Here is a 19,172-nt window from a genome sequence, read left to right as displayed (position 1 = left end):
GCGTGGGAGCCCAGCAGTTTCTCCTGGCCGGCGACATCGACCTGGGGCAGCAGGATCTGTCGGCTGTAGCGCAGCAGTTGGGCATCGTCCATGACCCAATTGTACACCCGCTCCGGGTGGAGCGCCCTCAGGGTTCGGGCGTCGGGTCGGGATGGTCAGTCAGTATGCGGCTCACCATCACCAGGGGAATCAGACTCGCCCGCGCCCATGAGCGCAGGGTTTCGCTGCGACGGATCCGCGCCGCCAGCGGCGGGCTGTAGCGATAGTACAGGCGGACAAAGCCTCGTCCGGCGGCGTTGGGCAGCAGATACTCGTCGCGGAAGCGCCGCAGTGTGATTACGTCGTGGGCCATGGGCGATCCGAAGGCGGCAGTGGCGATGAAACAACTCTTTTTCCCCGACGCCGGTGTCAGTGTCGTGTTCACCGCGCCGGAGTCGTTGTCTGCAATATTTGTGTCGGTTTCAGCGGCACTGACGGCGGCCGAGCTGCTGACGCTGCCGGTGACATCGGCTCGAACCCGGACGGTCACGATGGCGCTGCTGCCGGTGGCGAGTGAAGGCATGGTGCAGGTGAGCACGCCGCCGCTGGGCGCGCCACAGGTAAAATCGCTGGAGCTCGCGCTCACGAAGCTGGTGTAGGCGGAGTCCGGCAGGGTCTGGCGTACCGTCACCGCCGTGGCCGGATCAGTAAGGCCGCCGGCATTTTTGGTGACGGTGATGGTGTAGTCGATGGGTTTGCCCACGTGGACGCTAGATGCGGCCTGGATCATGGTAATCGCGAGGTCGACGCTGCCATAGGATTCGAAGGCGCCGATGTCACAGGCGCTGCCGGCACCGGACCGGGAAATGCCGCGCTGGTCGTTGGCCTCGCAGCGGTAGCCTACTCCATCGAGCGGGACGTTTGGATTGCCCGCGTCGATGGCGGGGCTGCCCGTTCCCAGGGCGTAGGTCTGGGTGGGGCCACCATTGGCCTGCAGAACGCCCAGCAAGGGATCACTGCCAGTGACATTGTTGGTGGTCGTACCGCCGATGGTGCAGTTGCTCGTGTCGAATATCAGGTTGTAGTCCTGGGAGGTGATGCTACCCGCACAATCGGGCGCGGTGTTTGTAGTGTTGTTGTCGGTATTGTTGGCGATCAGCGTATTGCTGAAATTCAACGTGGTCGTTGCCGCGGCATACAGGCCGCCGCCATTGCCAACGCCGTTGGAATCATAGTTGGCGACGTTGTCGGCGATGGTGACGTTGTTCAGCGTGGAATTCGCACCGCCGGCGCTGTACAGGCCGCCACCGTTGCCATTGGCCAGGTTGCCGCTCAGCGTGTCGTTGCGCAGGGTGAGCGTGCCGGTATTGGTGATTCCGCCGCCGTTGCCGTCGGCACTGACACTGTTGCCGGAAAATGTGCTCGTGGAAACAGTTGCGGTGCCGGTGTTGTACAGGGCGCCGCCGGAGTTTCCCGCACTGTTGCCGCTGAAGGTGCTGCTGTTGACGGTCAGTGAGTTGCTCGAGTACACGGCACCGCCCTGCTGCGAAGCTGAAGCACTGTTGCCGCTGAAGATAGAATTGTCGATCGTGAGGGTAGAGCCGGGGCCACCGTAGATTGCACCACCCGGCCCTCCCGTGTTCCCGGAAAAGTTCGAGCCACTGATGGTCAAGGTGCTGCTGGAGACCTGGATCGCGCCGCCGAAACCCGAAGTGACGGAATTCCCGTCCAAGGTGCAATTGGTGATGTTGACCGTCCCCCCTGTGTTGCTGGAAATCGCGCCGCCACTGCCTGAGGTCGCGATGTTGTTCGAAAGGATCACGCCGTCCAGCGATACGGTTGCGGTCGATGAGTTGTAGATACCGGCGCCAGTAAAGGCGGCATTGGCATTGCGCAGGGTCAGGTTCTTGAGGGTTACGGCGGCGGCATCGACGACCTGGAACAGGCGATCCTGGAACGGCAGCGCCGCATCGGGTTCGATTATCACGTTGGCGGCGGTACCTCCGGCACTGCTATCGGCCTCGATCGTGACTGTGGACCCGGCGCTGTTGATATCGAGATCACCGGTGGCCGCAAAGTCCTCGCCCGTACCCGTTTCCGTAAGGGTGTACGTACCGGGGGGCAGCAGGATCGTGTGGGTACCTGTTGTTGTGTTGATTTCCTGTATTGCCGCCCGCAGGGAACAACCGGAAGCGTCTCCGCAAACACCATCCCCTGCGGTCGCATCGGGTGTGTCCTGAATTGTATCGACCGTAAAGTCCAGGGCCCAGGCAGGAGAGGCCAGTGTGGCCAGCAGCAGCCACGGCAGGGTCTTGCAAATCAGGCGCCGCACTCCGGTCATGGCGTTCTCCTCTGTGGAGAAAAAACGTAACACAATGGGGGTACGATCGCACCTGGAGTCCGCTGACCAGGCAGCCCTGTTCCGTTCGTCGACAATCCGTGCGAATCCATCGGCCCGGCCTTGCAAGCCGGGCCCGCGGTGGGTGTACTGGGCAGGTTCATCTCGACTGTGCCCTGGAGTTTCACGTTCCATGAACTTTCTGAAACCCTGTTATCTGCTGACCGATGCAAATGGCCGCAGCCTGCGGGGCTCGCAAATCCATTCGGGGCATTTCATCCAGTCCCGCCACGAGGGCGGAGATCTCATTTCGCGCAACACCTGGGAATGCATGTCCACGCCGCAACTGGCGGTGATGGTCAATCCCCTGCATGCCCAGTCCGCGCCGGTGCGGCTGTTCGAGATCCGGCATCGGGAGGTCGCCCTGGTGCCACGCCGGGCGGGCGTGAACCTGTATATCCGGGAGTTGAGCGTACCGACCGTTGCACCGATCCAGAAGCTGGCCTTCGCCATCATGGCCGTGAGGGATCTGGACTACGATCATCCGTTCACGGACTGGGCCCAGCGGTGGCTGTCGGGTGCCGATCGCACCACCATTGCCGCCCGTCTTGCCCTTGCCAGTCTGAACAAGGTTGCCGCGACGCAGCGTACCGCGGGAGTCGATCCGGAGGAGTTCGCGCGACGCGGCCAGGATGTGTTGTCGGCGGCGCTGTTGTGGGCGCGCAAGCCCGCGGGTTGGGAACAGGGATTGCCGGAATACGTGGTGGCGGCGGTATCGGGTCTGCCGGATACGGCGGTGCTGGCGCACTTTGCGCGTATGTCCCTTTCCATGCACCTCGAGCCCGGAACCGAAGGGACCGCCGTCGCGGGAGATGGGAACTACACCATCATTCGCCAGGAAGGCCATCGTTCGCAGAAGTCTCCCCGGTTGGACCTGGTTCAGCCGGATCGCTTGCTGGGAAAGCCGCAGCCTGAAACCAGCCTCCGCGAAGAATAGTTATCCCTACTGGCCTGGACGACAGGCCTGGGTCACGCGTTCCAGTCCGGCCAGGTCACGCAGGCTGCCTATCTCCCGGAACGATGCTTGCCGCAGTTCTTCTCGCACCGGCCCACCCTGGTCGAAACCATGTTCCAGCAGCAGCCAGCCGCCTCGCGCCAGGCACAAGGTCGCGCCTGAAATGATCGTGCGGATGTCGTCCATCCCGTCGGCACCCGCCACCAGTGCATGGCGTGGCTCGTGGGCGACATCGCCGCTTTCCAGGTGCGGATCGTCCGAACAGACATAGGGGGGGTTGCTGACAACAACCTTGCACTCCCCGTTGTCGATCGGATCGAACCAGGACCCATACCGAAAGTCGATATTGTCAATCTGCAGACGATCGGCATTCACCTTTGCGACATCCAGGGCCTCAATGGACGTATCGGTCGCGATGATCTTGCAGCGCGGGCGTTCCCCGGCAATGGCCAGTGCCACCGCACCCGAACCGGTGCCCAGATCGGCAATACACCAGTCAACATCCGCGGGAATATGGGTCAGCGCCTGTTCCACCAATAGTTCCGTATCAGCCCGGGGAATCAGCGTGTCTTCGGTCACTTTCAGGGGCAACGACCAGAACTCGCGCTCACCGGTGATGTAGGCGACCGGTTCGCCGCACCGTCGGCGTTCGAGCGCGTCGTCGTAACGTTGTGCCTCGTCCGGCGACAAGGTGCGCTCGGAGTCGCGCAGGAGTGCAGTGTGCTCCAGCCCCGTTGCAAACTCGAGCAGGACCCGCGCCTCCAGGGCCGGAAGCGGCACCGATCCGGTCAGGAAGTGGATTCCCCGGTGCAGCGCGCGGGAGATGGTTTGGGCTGCGTTCACGGTCAACCCGCCAGGGCAGCGAGCTGGTCGGCCTGGTCGGCGGCGATCAGCGGGTCGATGATCTCGTCCAGATCTCCCGCCATGGCCTGCTCGAGTTTGTACAGGGTGAGATTGATCCGGTGGTCGGTGATCCGGCCCTGGGGAAAATTGTAGGTGCGGATTCGTTCCGAGCGGTCACCGCTGCCGACAAGGCTCCGGCGCGTCGCTGCCTGTTCGCTCTGTTGCTTGTCCTGTTCCGCCTGCAACAACTTGGCCTGCAACACGGACATGGCGCGCGCCTTGTTCTTGTGTTGCGAACGCTCGTCCTGGCATTCGACCACGATGCCGCTGGGCAAATGGGTAATGCGTACCGCGGAATCGGTGCGGTTGACGTGCTGACCGCCGGCGCCGGAGGCACGGTACGTATCGATACGCAGGTCCGCCGGGTTAATGCTGATTTCATCGATCTCTTCCGCTTCCGGCATGACCGCTACCGTACAGGCCGAGGTGTGGATGCGACCCTGGGCCTCAGTCTGTGGAACACGCTGTACGCGGTGGGCGCCGGACTCGAATTTCAGGCGTGAGTAGGCCCCCTGGCCGATCACGCGTGAAATGATTTCCTTGTATCCGCCCACATCGCTGCCATGGCTGCTGAGGACTTCCACCTTCCATCCACGCTTCTCGGCGTAGGCGCTGTACATGCGAAACAGGTCGGCCGCAAACAGACTGGCCTCGTCGCCCCCGGTACCGGCACGAATTTCAAGAAATACGTTGCGGCTATCGTTGGGGTCACGTGGCAGCAACAATTTCTTCAACTCGTCTTCCAGCGCGGCAACCCGTTCCTGGGCCTGGGGCAGTTCCTCCTGCGCCATGGAACGCATCTCGGCATCGGAATCGCGCAACATTCCTTCCACGGAATCAAGGTTCGCCTGCGCACTACGATATTCCTCATATTTTTCGACGACGGGCGTTACCTCGGCGTGTTCCTGGGCGAGGGCACGAAACCGCTTCTGGTCGTTGATGACCTCGGGTTCGCTGAGCAGGGCATTGAGTTCGTCGCCCCGCTGGACCAGGTGGTCCAGTTTGGCTTCGATCGCGGGGTTCATGTTAATCGTCGTTGAGGTTGAACAGCCGGCGTGCCGCTTCCAGCAGCCGGGTGTCGCCGTCGTGGTCGGCCTGTCGCAGTGCCGCGGTCGGACTGTGGATGAGCTTGTTCGCGAGGGTGCGGGCCATATCACGCAATACCTCATTCGGATCCTCGCCCCGGGCGAGGCGCCGCTCGGCGCGCGCAATCTCGGCCTCGCGGATCGCCTCCGTGTTGCCGCGCAGGTGGAGAATGGTCGGAACCGCGTCCAGGGAGCGGGCCCAGCGCATGAATTCGGCGACCTTGATGTCGATGATCTTCTCTGCTTCCTTGGCCGCCTGCTGGCGTGAATTGATGTTTTCCTGTACCACGTCGCGCAGGTCGTCGACCGTGTAGAGATAGACGTCGTTGAGTTCGCTGACTTCGGCCTCGATGTCGCGCGGTACGGCAATGTCGATCATGAACATGGGGCGATGACGGCGCGCCTTGAGGGCCCGTCCCACCGTGCCCTTGCCCAGGATGGGCAGCTGGCTGGCGGTGGATGAGATGACGATGTCGGCGTCGGCCAGGCGCTCTGGTACTTCCGCCAGGGAGATTGCTTCCGCCCCGAACTCCCGTGCCAGCAGTTCGGCCCGTTCCTGGGTGCGGTTGGCGACGATCATTTTGCCGATGCCGTGTTCCGCCAGGTGGCGGGCGCAAAGTTCGACCATCTCGCCGGCGCCAATGAGCAGAACGGTCTTCTGCGAAAGCTCGTTGAAAATCTGCTTGGCCAGGGTTACGGCGGCGGATGCGACGGACACCGCGCTGGCGCCGATCGCCGTGTCGGTGCGAATGGTCTTGGCCACCGAAAAGGTCTGCTGGAACAGCCGGTTCAGCATCTTGCCGGTGGCGCCTGCCTTGTGGGCGGCGGCGAAGGCATCCTTGATCTGGCCCAGGATCTGGGGTTCGCCCAGGATCATGGAATCCAGTCCCGCGGCCACACGGAATACGTGCTGAACCGCATCCTCGTCCGGGTGCTGGTAGACGAAGGGTTGGACGGTAGCGGCATCCAGGTGCAGATATTTGCAGAACCACTCCAGGGCCTTACGTTCCGCGCCGTGAATGGTTCCGCAGTAGACCTCGGTCCGATTGCAGGTGGACACAATGGCGGCCTCGTCGCAGACACCGCTGGCCGTCAGGTCGCGCAGGGCGGCCGACAGGATTTCCGGCGCAAAAGCAGCCTGTTCCCGCAGTTCCACGGGAGCGGTCTTGTGATTGATGCCCAGTGCCAGTAGTTGCATGGATGAAGCCGTCCTGAATCGGGCTACGGATTTTGGCGCGCACAGGTCCCCTGTCAAGGCCTGCCGGTCGGTACTCTCAATATGCGTACGGTTTCAAGGGATATCCAGCCCCCGAAGCCCAATAATAGCAAGTCCAGGGCCAGAGGGACCCAGGCGGAGCGCTGCCACCAGTAGCCCAGGGCCGCAATCAGGGCCCACACCGTCAGGGCGAGAATCAGCAGCAGCAGGGCGGCGACCAGACGGCCGGGACGATGGTCCCGGGTCAGGGCCGCGACCATCAGCAGCAGACCGAAGCAGGCCAGCACGGCATTGGCGCTTCCGAATACCAGCCAGCTGGAGGGCGCCCCACCGTTGGCGTCGGCCAGAATCACCACGGCCAGGAGCAGCAGGAGGAACCAGGGAATCTTCTTCGGGTCACGGTCCGGAGACGGGGCACGAAAGCGCCGCCCGGTTTCCGTGAGCACCGCCAGTTCCAGGCGGACGCCGGCCTCCAGGCTGACGAAGCTGATGGCGGCCAGGGCCAGCGCCGTGAAATTGGTTGCGATATCGTTGCTCAGCCCCAGCGCGGAACCGAACCAGGCGCCGCCATTGACGTAAACCTCCACCAGATAAGACGGATCCAGCAGCTTGTGCCAGGAGCCGTACAGCGAGTTCCACGTCGGCGCATCGAGGCCGTTGCTGACCGCGAACAGGGCCGAGAGGGCGATGACACCCTCGGCCAGGGCGCCGCCATAGCCAACCAGGCGGACCTCCCGCCGGTGTCGTAGTGCCGGACCGGTGAACGCGCTGGCGATCAGCAGGGTAATCCCTCCGATCGCTCCACCGGTAACAGTCAGGAACAGCCAGGGCAATACACCGGGTGCATCGGGCGTTGCGTGGAACTGCGGGGCAGCAAATGGTGGGTGCAGGATGGTGATGCCCGCGAGCAGGCCCAGGACCACCAGTGCGATCTGCGAGGTGGATAGCAGTGCGTAGGGACGAAGAAACCCCGCGACCGGGAGTCGCTGGGCATACACGACAAAGGCAAGCAACAGTACCATCCAGGCCAAACCGGCATCCACGGAAAGCAAGGTATTGCCGAACAGATCCAGATTGAATGCGCCGGAGAATCCCGCCGGGACCTTCCCCAGGAGCCAGACAAGCAGGACCAACAACAGCAGGGATATCGGGCCGGCCACCCACACGGTCCGATCGGGGCGCCCGTAGAGCATCCCGCCCAGCCACGCGGCCAGGAGCAACTCGGCCCAGAAAGGAAGCACGATGCCGGCGTGATCGACCAGCAGGCTCGCGATGATCACCACCAGGCTTGCATTGAATGCGGTCAGCAGGATCAACGAAAGAAACAGCAAGGCGGACCACATGGGGCCACCCACATAGGATTGCACAACGGTCCCCAGACCCTGGCCCGGATGGCGGGCGGATAACCACAGGCTTCCCAGACCGTAGGTTCCACCGGCCACGGTCGTGCCGATGACGATCCAGAGAAAGGCCGGAACCCAGCCCCAGATCACGGCCACGGCCGTTGTGCTCAGGGTGATCGCGGTGGCGATCAACCCGATATGCTGACCGAGCAGGATCAGCGGGCCGGCGGCCGGACCCTGGTCGGCGCTGTTGGCTGGCGGCGCTATAATATTGGTATTGAGCCCGAATACGGTGTCCGCCAGAAGCTTCGCGAAGAAGCGGTAGGCGAATACGAAGACCAGGGCAACGAACAGAAAGACGACGGGTGCGCTCATGGGCTTTTCCGGATGCAATCCGTCACATTTTATCAGTGAGGGATGGGTTTAACTAAGTTGAAACCCATATATACATCCATCACACTGGAAACCTTCGGTGCCGTTTTTCGGGCGCCGACCCGCGTCAAGCCGGATTACCCATGGGCACAACCAATACAATGAGACTCTCTTCACGTTTTCTTGCCCTGTCGGCAGTGGTGCTGTTGGGTGGCTGTGCGGGCCCGGCGGTCAAGCCGGCGCAGGACCAGGAATCGGCAGCGGTTTCGGAGCCGCCTGTCGAAGAGACGATGACGCTGCCTCGGGTACGGCTGACCGGCCCCGTTCTGAACGACATCCTGCTCGGAGAGATCGCCGGTCGGCGCGGCGAGTTCGGGGTATCGGTTCGGGCCCTGTCGCGCGCAGCAATGGCGACCCGCGATCCCCGATTAGCCAAGCGTGCGACCCTTGCGGGCCTGTACTCGGGTCGCTACGGGGATACGCTCGAGTGCGCTCGGCTATGGGCGGAACTTCAGCCGGAGTCCGTGGATGCGAAAGATGCGCTGGCCGCCGTCCTGCTGGAGCTGGGCAAGGTGGACGAGGCCCAGGTGCAGCTGGAGAAGATCATCGAGTACGGGGATACGCACAAGGAGTTGGGAAAGGCCTACCTGCGCGTTGCCGGGACCCTGAGTCGCTACGCAAAGAACCCGAAGGCAGTTGCCATCATGCAGCACCTGATGGCACGCCATGCGCAGAGTGCCGAGGCGCAGATCGCGCTTGCCCATATCGCAATTCGCGGCCAGGATCTTTCCACGGCCTCGGCCGCCATCGACCGGGCATTGCTGTTGCGACCCGGGTGGGAGGACGCGGCCATTATCAAGGGACGCATCCTGGTACAGGAAAACGATGGCGCTGGTGCAGCCACTTTCTATCGTCAGTTCCTGAGCCACAACCCCCATGCGACGCGCGTACGCATGTTCTATGCCCGTCATCTGGTCGATCGCAAGGACTGGGATGGCGCGCGCGAACAGTTCAGCCTGGTTCTGAAGGATCGGCCCGAGGACCGTGACGTGCTGTTTGCCCTGGGACTGCTTTCGCTCCAGACCGATCGTCTGGACGATGCCGGGCACTATCTGAAGAAGGTGGTCGCGGTCAATCCCGATGACAGCCAGGCCCTGTTGTACCTCGGCCGTGTTGCCGAACGAAAGAAAAACTACCCGCAGGCCCTGAAATGGTACAGCCAGGTCAGTTCCGGACGTTACGCCTTCGAGGCCAGTGTGCGCTATGCAGTCGTCACGGCCAAGGAAGGCAAGCTCCAGGATGCAAGGGGCCTGCTTCACGGCATCATTCCCGAGAACAATGACCAGAGAGCGGAACTGGCGCTGGCCGAAGAACAGATTTTGCGCGAAGCAAAACGCTACCGGGAAGCCCTGGATGTGCTCAACGCCGCACTCAAGCGCCTGCCCGAACACCAGGATCTGCTCTATGCTCGTGCGCTGGTGGCGGAAAAGCTGGACGACTTGACGCTGCATGAACGCGATCTTCGTCTGCTGCTGAAGCTGGACCCGGAGAACGCCAATGCCATGAATGCGTTGGGCTACACGCTGGCGGACCGTACCGACCGCAAGCAGGAGGCGTACAAGCTGATCAAGCATGCACTGGCCCTCCGGCCCAACGACCCGTTTATTCTCGACAGCATGGGCTGGGTGCATTATCGCCTTGGCAACCTGCAGGATGCGGTGCGCTACCTGCGCCGCGCACTGAAGCTTCGCGCCGATGCCGAGATCTCGGCGCATCTGGGTGAGGTGTTGTGGGTCAGTGGCGAGCATTCAAAGGCCCGGCGTGTGTGGAAGCGGGCCCTGGAACAGGCCCCCGGGAACGAAACGCTTCTGCGCGTCATCAAGAAATTCAATCCGTGAAGCGTCTTCTTCTGCTCCTCCCGGTCCTGATGCTGGCGGGATGTGTAACTCCGCCCGCGCTGACCGGCGCCGCCCTTCAGGCCCGTTGGCAGGAGCGCCAACAAATCCTGGATCGGATTGACCGCTGGGATCTGCAGGGACGAATCGCCGTGCGTGCCGGAGATCGTGGTTGGCAGGCGGCCCTGCGTTGGAAGCGGGACGATGGCAGCCAGCGACTTTCCCTGCACGGGCCTGTGGGCGCGGGTACCGTGATTGTTGAGCAGGACGCCAGCGGTACGCGGCTGCGGGACAGCCGCGGGAACGATCTGCGGGACAGCGATGCCAGCCGCCTGCTGCAACGGGTGACGGGCTGGCGCATTCCGGTGGACGAACTGCGGTACTGGGTGCGGGGGCTGGCGGCCCCGGGCACCCGGGGTCAGGTTCGTCTGGACGGTCGTGGCCGACTGGAGTCGGTAAGCCAGGACGGGTGGACTGTGCACTTCGTTTCCTATGGAACCTTTGCCAGCCTGCAGTTGCCGGAAAAGATCGACATGGTGCACCGGCCCGACGACGCTTCCGATGTGGAACTCAGTCTGCGGCTGGTGGTGAACGAATGGAACCTCAATCCTTGAGGCTGCGGCCATGAATGCACCTGAGCTTTCCTGGCCCGCCCCGGCAAAACTGAATCTGATGCTGCATGTCACCGGCCGTCGCCCGGACGGCTATCATGAGTTGCAGACGGTTTTTCAGTTTGTTGATTTCTCGGACGCGCTGTCCTTCGATTGCACGGATGATGGAACGATCGGCCTGATCGAGAGCCTGCCCGGCGTCCGCGACGAAGCCCACCTGTGTGTACGGGCCGCCCGGGCCCTGCAGCAAGCCGGTGCCGCCGGGCGTGGTGCGCGCATCGCCCTGAACAAACGGCTGCCCGTCGGGGGCGGTTTGGGGGGAGGGAGTTCCGATGCCGCCACGACCCTGGTGGCGTTGAATCTCCTGTGGGGACTGGACCTGCCGGTTTCGGAGCTGGCGCGCATCGGTCTGGGTCTGGGCGCCGATGTACCGGTCTTCGTCCATGGCCATGCGGCCTGGGCCGAGGGGGTCGGGGAGCGGCTGGAACCGGTGGACCTGCCGGAGCCGGTGTATCTTGTGGTGTGCCCCGCCGTGGCCGTATCCACCGCGAGCGTATTTGCCCGCCCCGAATTGACACGTGATAGCCCTCCCATCACAATACGCGCCTTTCGCGAAGGCCAGGGGCACAATGACCTGGAGCCGGTGGTGCGGAAACTCTACCCCGATGTGGATCGCACCCTGCAATGGCTCGGTCAATTCGGCAAGGCCCGGATGAGCGGATCCGGTGCATGCGCTTTCATCGAGGTGGCCGATCGCGATCGCGGGCAAGAGATTCTGGCCGGAGCGCCGCAGGGCTGTACCGGTTTCGTCGCCCGCGCCCTGAACCGGTCGCCGCTACTGGATCGCCTGGCGCGGCAGACGGGCTGAAGGCGGTGACGCCGAAGCAGGGATCCGGGTGATTTCCTGGGGCGTAGCCAAGCGGTAAGGCACCGGATTTTGATTCCGGCATTCCCAGGTTCGAATCCTGGCGCCCCAACCATATATATAAGGTACGACGTGGACGCGGAAGTCGACGCCGCACCGGCACCGCCGAAGACCGAAGGGGAGAACACGTGTCGCTGGACAACGTCGTTGTATTCGCCGGAAACGCCAACCCGGAACTTGCCGAGCGCATGGTGCGCCATCTCGGCCTGCCCCTGGGCCGCGCCCTGGTCGGAAGTTTCAGCGACGGCGAGGTCATGGTGGAGCTGATGGAACATATCCGCGGCAAGGATGTGTTCCTGGTCCAGCCTACCTGCGCCCCCAGCAATGACAACCTGATGGAATTGCTGGTGCTGATCGATGCCGCCAAGCGTTCCTCGGCCGGGCGCATCACCGCGGTCATGCCGTATTTCGGATACGCGCGCCAGGATCGGCGGCCGCGTACGGCGCGGGTGGCAATCACGGCCAAGCTGGTGGCGGATATGATTTCCACGGCCGGCGCGCACCGTGCCCTGATCATGGATCTGCATGCCGATCAGATCCAGGGATTCTTCAATATACCGGTGGACAACATCTATGCCGGTCCCGTGCTTCTCGGCGATATCTGGAAGCACGAGTATCCGGACCTGCTGGTGGTGTCGCCGGATGTGGGTGGCGTGGTTCGGGCCCGCGGCCTGGCCAAACACCTGGAGGCGGACCTGGCGATCATCGACAAGCGCCGACCGCGGCCCAACGAGGCCAAGGTGATGAACATCATCGGCAATGTGGAAGACCGCACCTGTGTGCTGATGGATGACCTGGTGGATACCGCCGGTACCCTGTGCGAGGCGGCCGGCGCCCTGAAAGACCATGGGGCCAAGAAGGTGCTTGCCTACTGCACCCATCCGGTGCTGTCGGGCAAGGCGGTCGAGCGCATTGGCGAGTCCAGGCTGGATGAACTGGTTGTGACCGATACCATCCCGTTGAACGGGAATGCGCAGAAGTCAGACAAGATACGGGCGCTCAGCATCGCCGAGCTGCTCGCCGAGAGCGTACGCCGGATCGCCGAGGGCGATTCGGTGAGCTCGTTGTTTATGGATTGATCGCGTAGCGATCGGTCTACGGGACCCGGCCCATGCCGGGAATTGGAAATTGGCCAACCCTGGTCGCGGGGGAGGTCGAGAAAAATTGGAGCAAGACAATGACTGCGAACTTTGAACTGAGCGCGGAAACGCGTACGGCGAAAGGTACGGGTGCGAGCCGCCGCCTTCGTCGCGAGGGAAAGATCCCGACCATTATCTATGGTGGTGGCAAGGCCCCGGCCATGGTGTCGCTGGACCACAACAGCCTTTGGCATTTGCTGGAAAACGAGGCCTTTCACACCTCCATTCTGAAGGTAAACCACGACGGCCAGTCGGAACAGGCCGTATTGCGCGATGTGCACTACCATCCGCACAAGCCGCTGGTCATGCACATCGATCTGCAGCGCATCTCTGCCGACGAGAAGATCCATATGAGCGTGCCGCTTCATTTCGTCGGTCAGGACGTCGCCCCCGGCGTGAAGATCCAGGGCGGCATCGTCACCCACATCATTACCGAGGTCGATGTCAGCTGCCTGCCTTCACAGTTGCCGGAGTATATCGAGGTCGATATGTCGGGTCTGGACCTGCATGAGTCCGTGCATCTTTCCGACCTCAAGCTGCCCGAGGGTGTGGAACTCACCAGTCTGTCCCACGGCGACCAGCCCGTGGCCAGCATCACCGCGGTGAAGACCACGGTCGAGGAAGAGGAGGCGGCACCGGAAGAGGGTGAGGCCCCGGCCGAAGGCGAGGCGAAGCCGGAAGGCGAGTAGTTCGCCCGGCGGATCATGTCCAAGGGCATCATGCTCATCGCCGGACTTGGCAATCCCGGCAGGCAGTACGCGGACACCCGGCACAATGCCGGGTTCCGTTTTCTGGAGGCCGTTGCGCGTCACTGCGGAGCGGCCATGAAGATGGAATCGAAGTTCTCCGCCGAGGCCGGGCGCGCCGACATCGCCGGTCACACCGTGTGGTTGCTCGCGCCCGCCACCTATATGAATAACAGCGGCGATGCCGTCGCTGGTTTCGCCCGATTTCACAAGATCCCGCCGGAATCCATTCTTGTGGTCCATGACGATCTCGACCTGCCGCCGGGCGCAGTCCGCTTCAAGCGCGGCGGCGGCCACGGCGGGCACAACGGACTGCGGGATATCGAACGCAAGCTGGGTTCGCGGGAGTTCGCGCGGCTGCGCATTGGCATCGGACATCCGGGAGCCGCGCCACTGGTGGAATCATACGTATTGAAGCGTGCGAGCGTGGAAGAACAGGATGCCATCGACGGGGCCATTGATACCGCGCGAGATGAACTGGCCGCGATTCTTCATGGCGAGGAACAGGCGGTCATGAACCGGCTGCACGCGCGACCGACGGAAAGTTGAGAAAGAGGAACGCGTAATGGGTTTCAAATGCGGTATCGTTGGCCTGCCGAACGTGGGCAAGTCCACCCTGTTCAATGCATTGACCCGGGCAGAAATCCAGGCGGAGAACTATCCCTTCTGTACCATCGACCCCAATGTCGGCATCGTCGAGGTTCCGGACCCGCGCCTGGACAAGCTCGCGGAGATCGTCAAACCGGAGCGGGTGGTGCCAACGACCATCGAGTTCGTGGACATCGCCGGTCTCGTGGCCGGAGCATCGAAGGGCGAAGGCCTGGGCAACCAGTTCCTGGCCCACATTCGTGAGGTGGATGCCATCGCCCACGTGGTGCGCTGCTTCCATGACGAGAACGTGGTCCATGTCGCGGGTCAGGTCGATCCCCTGAGTGATATTGCCGTGATCGACACCGAACTCGGCCTCGCCGATCTGGACAGTGTCGATCGCGCGCTGCAAAAGGCGCAAAAGGCATCCAAGGCCGGCGACAAGGAACAGATCCGGCTGCGCGAGGTGCTCGACCGCGTGCACAGGCATTTGGACGACGGCAATCCCGTGCGGTCCCTCGAACTGGACGACGAGCAACGCAAACTCATCCGGCCCCTTTTTCTGCTCACCGCCAAGCCCGTGCTGTACATCGCCAATGTCGATGAACAGGGGTTCGAGAACAACCCGCTGCTCGATGCCGTACGCGATCATGCGGCGGCGGAGGGCGCGGAGGTCGTGCCCGTGTGCGCCGCCATCGAGGCGGAACTCGTGGACATGAGCGACGACGAGAAGAAGGAGTTCCTTTCCGAGATGGGCCTGGCGGAGCCCGGCCTGCACCGCGTGATCCGCGCCGGCTATGCGCTGTTGGGCCTGCAGACCTTTTTCACCGCCGGGGTAAAAGAGGTCCGCGCCTGGACCGTGCAAGCCGGGGCGCGGGCACCCCAGGCCGCCGGCGTTATCCACACCGATTTCGAGCGCGGGTTCATTCGCGCCGAGGTCACGGCCTATGACGATTTCGTCCAGCACAAGGGCGAGGCAGGGGCCAAGGAGGCGGGTCGCCTGCGGCTGGAAGGCAAGGAATACGTCATGGCCGACGGCGATGTGGTGCATTTCCGCTTCAACGTCTAGGCGCGGATTTGCGCCGGCCGGCGAATTCTTGACATCCCCCCGGGAAGCCCTGAAAATTCCGCCTCTTTTCCGGGTCCTCCCGGACCTATCCGTGGCGACGTAGCTCAGCCGGTTAGAGCACAGCATTCATAATGCTGGGGTCGGTGGTTCAAGTCCACCCGTCGCTACCATCTTCTCTCCAATCGCGAGATCAGTGCGCCCCGGAATCCGGCGAATCCGGCCGACCGTCGGCGGCCACGGTATTCCGGCCGCTCCGTGCTGGTCCCGTCACATTTCAACGATATAATTGCTTATCCTGCACGGGCCGCGCTGCCGGCCCCGGAATCAACAGCCAGAAAATCTGATCACACGCGTGAAAGTCCGAAGCTTCTTCGCCCGCCTGCGCCGGGCCATTACTTTTCGCCGTATCCGCCTGGCCGCACTGATCTTTCTGTTGGCCCTGTCCGGATATCTCGTCTATCTGGACCATGTCGTCCGCAACCAGTTTGAAGGAAAGCGATTTGCGCTGCCGGCGCGTGTGTATGCTCGGCCACTGGAACTGTTTGCCGGTCTGAAGCTGAAACAGGATCAACTCGTTTCCGAACTCAAGCTCTCGCGCTACGAATCGGATCCCTCACTGAAAGCGCCTGGCGAGTATTACAGCGGCGGTCACGTCGTCGAGCTGGTAACCCGGCCCTTTGTGTACTGGGACGGGGCCCAACCAGCCCATGCCCTGCGGGTGAAGTTCAAGGGCGACCATATCGTTTCTCTACGTGACGACATGACCAACAAGAACATCGATTTGGTGCGTGTCGATCCGGTGGCCATCGGAGGGATTTACCCGGCGCACAATGAGGACCGGGTTCTGGTCCGCCTGGATCAGGTTCCGGGATTCGTCATTGAGGCGCTGGTTGCGGTGGAGGACCGCAAGTTCTATACGCATCACGGTGTCGACCCTCGTGGAATCGCGCGGGCACTGTATACGATGCTGCGCGGTGGGCGCATCGAGGGCGGGAGCACCCTGACGCAGCAACTGGTGAAGAACTTCTTTCTCACGCCCCGACGGACCCTGTGGCGCAAGTTCAACGAAATCCTCATGGCGCTGTTGCTGGAGCTGCACTATAGCAAGAAGGATATTCTCGAAACCTATATAAACGAGGTCTACCTCGGGCAGGATGGGAATCGGGCGATTCACGGCTTCGGCCTGGCCAGCCAGTTCTGGTTCAACCGGCCCGTGGAACAATTGCAGTTGCACCAAGGGGCGCTTCTGGTCGGGATGTTGAAGGGTCCGACCTACTATGATCCGCGTCGCCACCCGCAGCGGGCCCTGGATCGGCGCAATCTGGTGCTGGCCGAGTTATATCATCAGAACCTGATCACCGAGCAACGCTACCTCGAGGCCAAATCCAAACCTCTGGACGTAAGCGACAAGCCGGGGCAGGGTACTTCGCCCCATCCCGCATTCCTGGAGATGGTGCATCGGCAGCTGCGGCGGGATTACTACGATCAGGACCTGCGCTCGGAAGGGCTGCGCATCTTCACGACCATGGATCCGGTGGTGCAGCAGGTTGCGGAACAGACCCTGAAACGCCGTCTTGGCGCGATCGAGCGCGCACGACGCCTGAAGGACAACACGCTCCAGGGCGCAATCGTGGTAACGAATTCCCAGAATGGAGAGGTCCAGGCGGTGGTCGGAGACCGCGATCCGAAATTCGAGGGGTTCAACCGCGCGCTGGACGCCGAGCGCCAGATCGGCTCCCTGTTTAAACCGGCGGTTTATCTCACAGCATTGGAACATCCGGACCAGTACACCCTGATCACGCCGCTGGACGACAGCAAGCTGGTATGGAAGCAGAACGGTCGACCGGACTGGTCGCCGGAAAATTATGATCGCAAGTACCACGGCGAGGTGCCGCTGCGCGAGGCGCTGGCCGACTCGTTCAATGTTGCCACCGCCAGACTGGGACTGAATCTCGGCGTCGACCAGATCATCGAAACCGCGGACCAGCTCGGTGTACAAAAGGACCTGCCGCCCTATTCGTCGACTCTCCTCGGTGCTGTGGGTATGACCCCGGTCCAGGTCGCGCAGATGTACCAGACCATTGCCAGCGGTGGCTTTCACATGCCCCTGCGCACCATCCGCGAGGTCCTGACCGCCGATGGAAAACAGTTGCAGCGCTACGACCTGGCGGTGAAACAGGTTGTGCCGCCGGGGCCGATTTATCTTTTGACCAACGCCATGCAGGAAGTGGTGCGCAACGGTACCGCCAAACACCTGCGCAACTATGTGCCCGAGGACGTGCAAGTGGCCGGGAAGACCGGCACCACCGATGAACTGCGCGACAGCTGGTTCGCCGGGTTCACCGGGGATCGCCTGGCCGTGGTATGGGTCGGAAACGATGAGAACCAGACCACTCACCTGACCGGTTCCAGCGGGGCGATGACGGTCTGGGGTGCTATGATGGCACGGCTTGATCCGGATCCCCTGAAGCTTGCACGGCCGGACGACGTCAAAATGGTGATGATCGATCCCGAGACCGGATTGCGGGCCGATGACAACTGTGCCAAGGCGGAAGAGATTCCGTTTATCGTCGGCTCCGCCCCCAAGGAAAAGGCGCCTTGCGCCGAAGGTGACAGTGGCGGCGGGATAGGGAACTGGTTCAAACGCCTGTTTGGCGGCAAGTAGCTGTTCGCGCCTTAATCGGAGGCACAAAGGAATGAAAAGAACCCTGGTTGCAGTTTTGTTTGGGGTGACTGTGCTGGCGGGTTGTGCCACCCGGTCGCCCGAGGCGGAACCCCTCTCGGAAAATCCAGCTGTGCAGTCCCTGGTGGATCGCGCCCGTTCCGACATTCCCAGCGGGCGATTCGGCGACGCGACCGCGGTAATGGAGCGGGCATTGCGTATCGAGCCGCGCAATCCACGCCTGTGGCTGGAATACGCCCGCATCCGCATGGACCAGTCCCAGTACCAGCAGGCGGAAAATCTCGCCCTGCGCGCGGACAGCTATGCCGACGGTGACCGCCGCCTGCGCAAGGAAATCTGGCGCTTCATCGGCGATGCACGCGAAAGTCGCGGCGATACCGGGGGAGCGGCGGCCGCGCGGGCGAAGGCGGCGGCACTGTAAACCAGAGGGGCACCAATCATGCGCGGTCAGCATTCTGCAGGTAGGCCACGAATCGGTCTGGCCCTGGGCAGTGGGTCCGCCAGGGGATGGGCCCATATCGGCGTGATCCGCGAACTGGCGGAGATCGGAATCGTCCCGGACCTCGTGTGCGGAACCTCCATCGGTTCCCTCGTCGGCGGTGCCTATTGCAGCGGGAACCTGGACGAACTGGAGGAATGGGTTCGCGGTATGAGCCGCATGGATGTGGCGCGCTATCTGGATATCGCCCTGTTGAGCGGCGGAGGCGCAGTTAAAGGGGATCGGCTGGTCGAGGAATTGCGGGACCGGATCGGCGAACCGCTTATCGAAGAGCTTTCGCGGCCCTTTGCCGCCGTCGCGACGAATCTCGCCACGGGACAGGAAGTCTGGTTTCGCGACGGGTCCTTGCTGGATGCGGTGCGTGCCTCCATCTCGATCCCGGGCCTCTTCACACCGGCGCGGGTTGAGGAAGACTGGCTGGTCGACGGCGGGCTGGTGAATCCCGTACCGGTTTCGCTTTGCCGGGCCATGGGTGCCCAGCTGGTCATCGCCGTCAATCTCAACGGTGGCCTGCTCGGCCGTTATTCACACGAGGCCGGGGCTGATGAGGCGGAAGAGGAGAAGGTCGCGGCACCGGAAAACATGCTCGACCGGCTAACCGATGAACTGCGGGACCGTACGAACAATTTTCTCGCACGCTTCTTCGATAGCGATACCGAACATCTCGGCCTGTTCGATGTACTCGCGGCGTCCATCAATATCATGCAGGATCGTGTCACCCGTAGCCGTATGGCGGGAGACTATCCTGACATTGCCCTGGCACCAC

General features: G+C 62.6%; 16 protein-coding genes and 2 tRNA genes. 13 read left to right on the top strand and 5 right to left on the bottom strand.

What is annotated here, in order from left to right; all coding sequences use genetic code 11:
* Nucleotides 1–127 precede the first annotated feature (127 nt).
* The gene (locus tag P8X48_06870; protein ID MEJ2107037.1) at nucleotides 128–2,320 is read right to left on the bottom strand and encodes a choice-of-anchor Q domain-containing protein; all 2,193 of its coding nucleotides are present in this window, start codon (nucleotides 2,318–2,320) and stop codon (nucleotides 128–130) included.
* Nucleotides 2,321–2,510: 190 nt separating this feature from the next.
* Here P8X48_06870 and P8X48_06865 point away from each other — a divergent pair, with 190 nt between their 5' ends.
* Nucleotides 2,511–3,314: a hypothetical protein gene (locus tag P8X48_06865; protein MEJ2107036.1), complete on the top strand. Its 804-nt coding sequence runs from the start codon at nucleotides 2,511–2,513 to the stop codon at nucleotides 3,312–3,314.
* A gap of 6 nt (nucleotides 3,315–3,320) precedes the next feature.
* Here the strand turns inward: P8X48_06865 and prmC are convergent, their stop codons facing one another.
* From prmC to P8X48_06845, 4 genes are read right to left on the bottom strand one after another with little or no spacing between them, the layout of a single operon-like run.
* The gene (gene prmC / locus P8X48_06860) at nucleotides 3,321–4,175 is read right to left on the bottom strand and encodes a peptide chain release factor N(5)-glutamine methyltransferase (protein ID MEJ2107035.1); all 855 of its coding nucleotides are present in this window, start codon (nucleotides 4,173–4,175) and stop codon (nucleotides 3,321–3,323) included.
* 2 nt (nucleotides 4,176–4,177) lie between these two features.
* Nucleotides 4,178–5,260 (bottom strand): peptide chain release factor 1, encoded by a 1,083-nt coding sequence (prfA, locus tag P8X48_06855; protein ID MEJ2107034.1) that lies wholly within the window; start codon nucleotides 5,258–5,260, stop codon nucleotides 4,178–4,180.
* A gap of 1 nt (nucleotide 5,261) precedes the next feature.
* Nucleotides 5,262–6,518 carry a glutamyl-tRNA reductase gene (gene hemA, locus P8X48_06850; protein MEJ2107033.1) on the bottom strand — a complete coding sequence of 419 codons (1,257 nt, stop codon included), beginning with the start codon at nucleotides 6,516–6,518 and terminating at the stop codon, nucleotides 5,262–5,264.
* A gap of 53 nt (nucleotides 6,519–6,571) precedes the next feature.
* Complete coding sequence (locus P8X48_06845; protein MEJ2107032.1) at nucleotides 6,572–8,254, bottom strand: carbon starvation CstA family protein; 1,683 nt, start codon at nucleotides 8,252–8,254, stop codon at nucleotides 6,572–6,574.
* A 140-nt stretch (nucleotides 8,255–8,394) separates the two neighbouring features.
* Here P8X48_06845 and P8X48_06840 point away from each other — a divergent pair, with 140 nt between their 5' ends.
* The 12 genes from P8X48_06840 to P8X48_06785 form a co-directional block, all read left to right on the top strand.
* Nucleotides 8,395–10,149 carry a tetratricopeptide repeat protein gene (locus P8X48_06840; GenBank protein ID MEJ2107031.1) on the top strand — a complete coding sequence of 585 codons (1,755 nt, stop codon included), beginning with the start codon at nucleotides 8,395–8,397 and terminating at the stop codon, nucleotides 10,147–10,149.
* Entirely contained in the window at nucleotides 10,146–10,760 is a 615-nt protein-coding gene (gene lolB / locus P8X48_06835; GenBank protein MEJ2107030.1) for a lipoprotein insertase outer membrane protein LolB, read from the top strand. The genes P8X48_06840 and lolB overlap by 4 nt, the downstream gene beginning before the upstream one ends.
* 10 nt (nucleotides 10,761–10,770) lie before the next feature.
* Nucleotides 10,771–11,625 carry a 4-(cytidine 5'-diphospho)-2-C-methyl-D-erythritol kinase gene (ispE, locus tag P8X48_06830; protein MEJ2107029.1) on the top strand — a complete coding sequence of 285 codons (855 nt, stop codon included), beginning with the start codon at nucleotides 10,771–10,773 and terminating at the stop codon, nucleotides 11,623–11,625.
* Nucleotides 11,626–11,662: 37 nt separating this feature from the next.
* A tRNA-Gln gene (locus P8X48_06825) sits at nucleotides 11,663–11,737 on the top strand.
* A 79-nt stretch (nucleotides 11,738–11,816) separates the two neighbouring features.
* A complete protein-coding gene (locus P8X48_06820; GenBank protein ID MEJ2107028.1) occupies nucleotides 11,817–12,761 on the top strand; it encodes a ribose-phosphate pyrophosphokinase in 945 nt (314 codons plus the stop codon).
* 98 nt (nucleotides 12,762–12,859) lie between these two features.
* Nucleotides 12,860–13,510: a 50S ribosomal protein L25/general stress protein Ctc gene (locus P8X48_06815; protein ID MEJ2107027.1), complete on the top strand. Its 651-nt coding sequence runs from the start codon at nucleotides 12,860–12,862 to the stop codon at nucleotides 13,508–13,510.
* 15 nt (nucleotides 13,511–13,525) lie between these two features.
* On the top strand, nucleotides 13,526–14,116 hold the full coding sequence (gene pth / locus P8X48_06810; GenBank protein ID MEJ2107026.1) for an aminoacyl-tRNA hydrolase: 591 nt from the start codon (nucleotides 13,526–13,528) through the stop codon (nucleotides 14,114–14,116).
* Nucleotides 14,117–14,132: 16 nt separating this feature from the next.
* Nucleotides 14,133–15,224, top strand: a complete 1,092-nt coding sequence (ychF, locus tag P8X48_06805) for a redox-regulated ATPase YchF (GenBank protein ID MEJ2107025.1) — start codon at nucleotides 14,133–14,135, stop codon at nucleotides 15,222–15,224.
* A 93-nt stretch (nucleotides 15,225–15,317) separates the two neighbouring features.
* A tRNA-Met gene (locus P8X48_06800) sits at nucleotides 15,318–15,394 on the top strand.
* A gap of 182 nt (nucleotides 15,395–15,576) precedes the next feature.
* Nucleotides 15,577–17,889 carry a penicillin-binding protein 1B gene (gene mrcB, locus P8X48_06795; GenBank protein ID MEJ2107024.1) on the top strand — a complete coding sequence of 771 codons (2,313 nt, stop codon included), beginning with the start codon at nucleotides 15,577–15,579 and terminating at the stop codon, nucleotides 17,887–17,889.
* A 31-nt stretch (nucleotides 17,890–17,920) separates the two neighbouring features.
* A complete protein-coding gene (locus tag P8X48_06790; GenBank protein MEJ2107023.1) occupies nucleotides 17,921–18,328 on the top strand; it encodes a tetratricopeptide repeat protein in 408 nt (135 codons plus the stop codon).
* An 18-nt stretch (nucleotides 18,329–18,346) separates the two neighbouring features.
* On the top strand, nucleotides 18,347–19,172 hold an 826-nt coding region (locus P8X48_06785; protein MEJ2107022.1), incomplete at its 3' end, for a patatin-like phospholipase family protein.

Source organism: Acidiferrobacteraceae bacterium (assembly GCA_037388825.1).
Lineage (GTDB): Bacteria > Pseudomonadota > Gammaproteobacteria > Acidiferrobacterales > JAJDNE01 > JARRJV01.
This window is presented reverse-complemented; position numbering and strand designations above follow the sequence as displayed.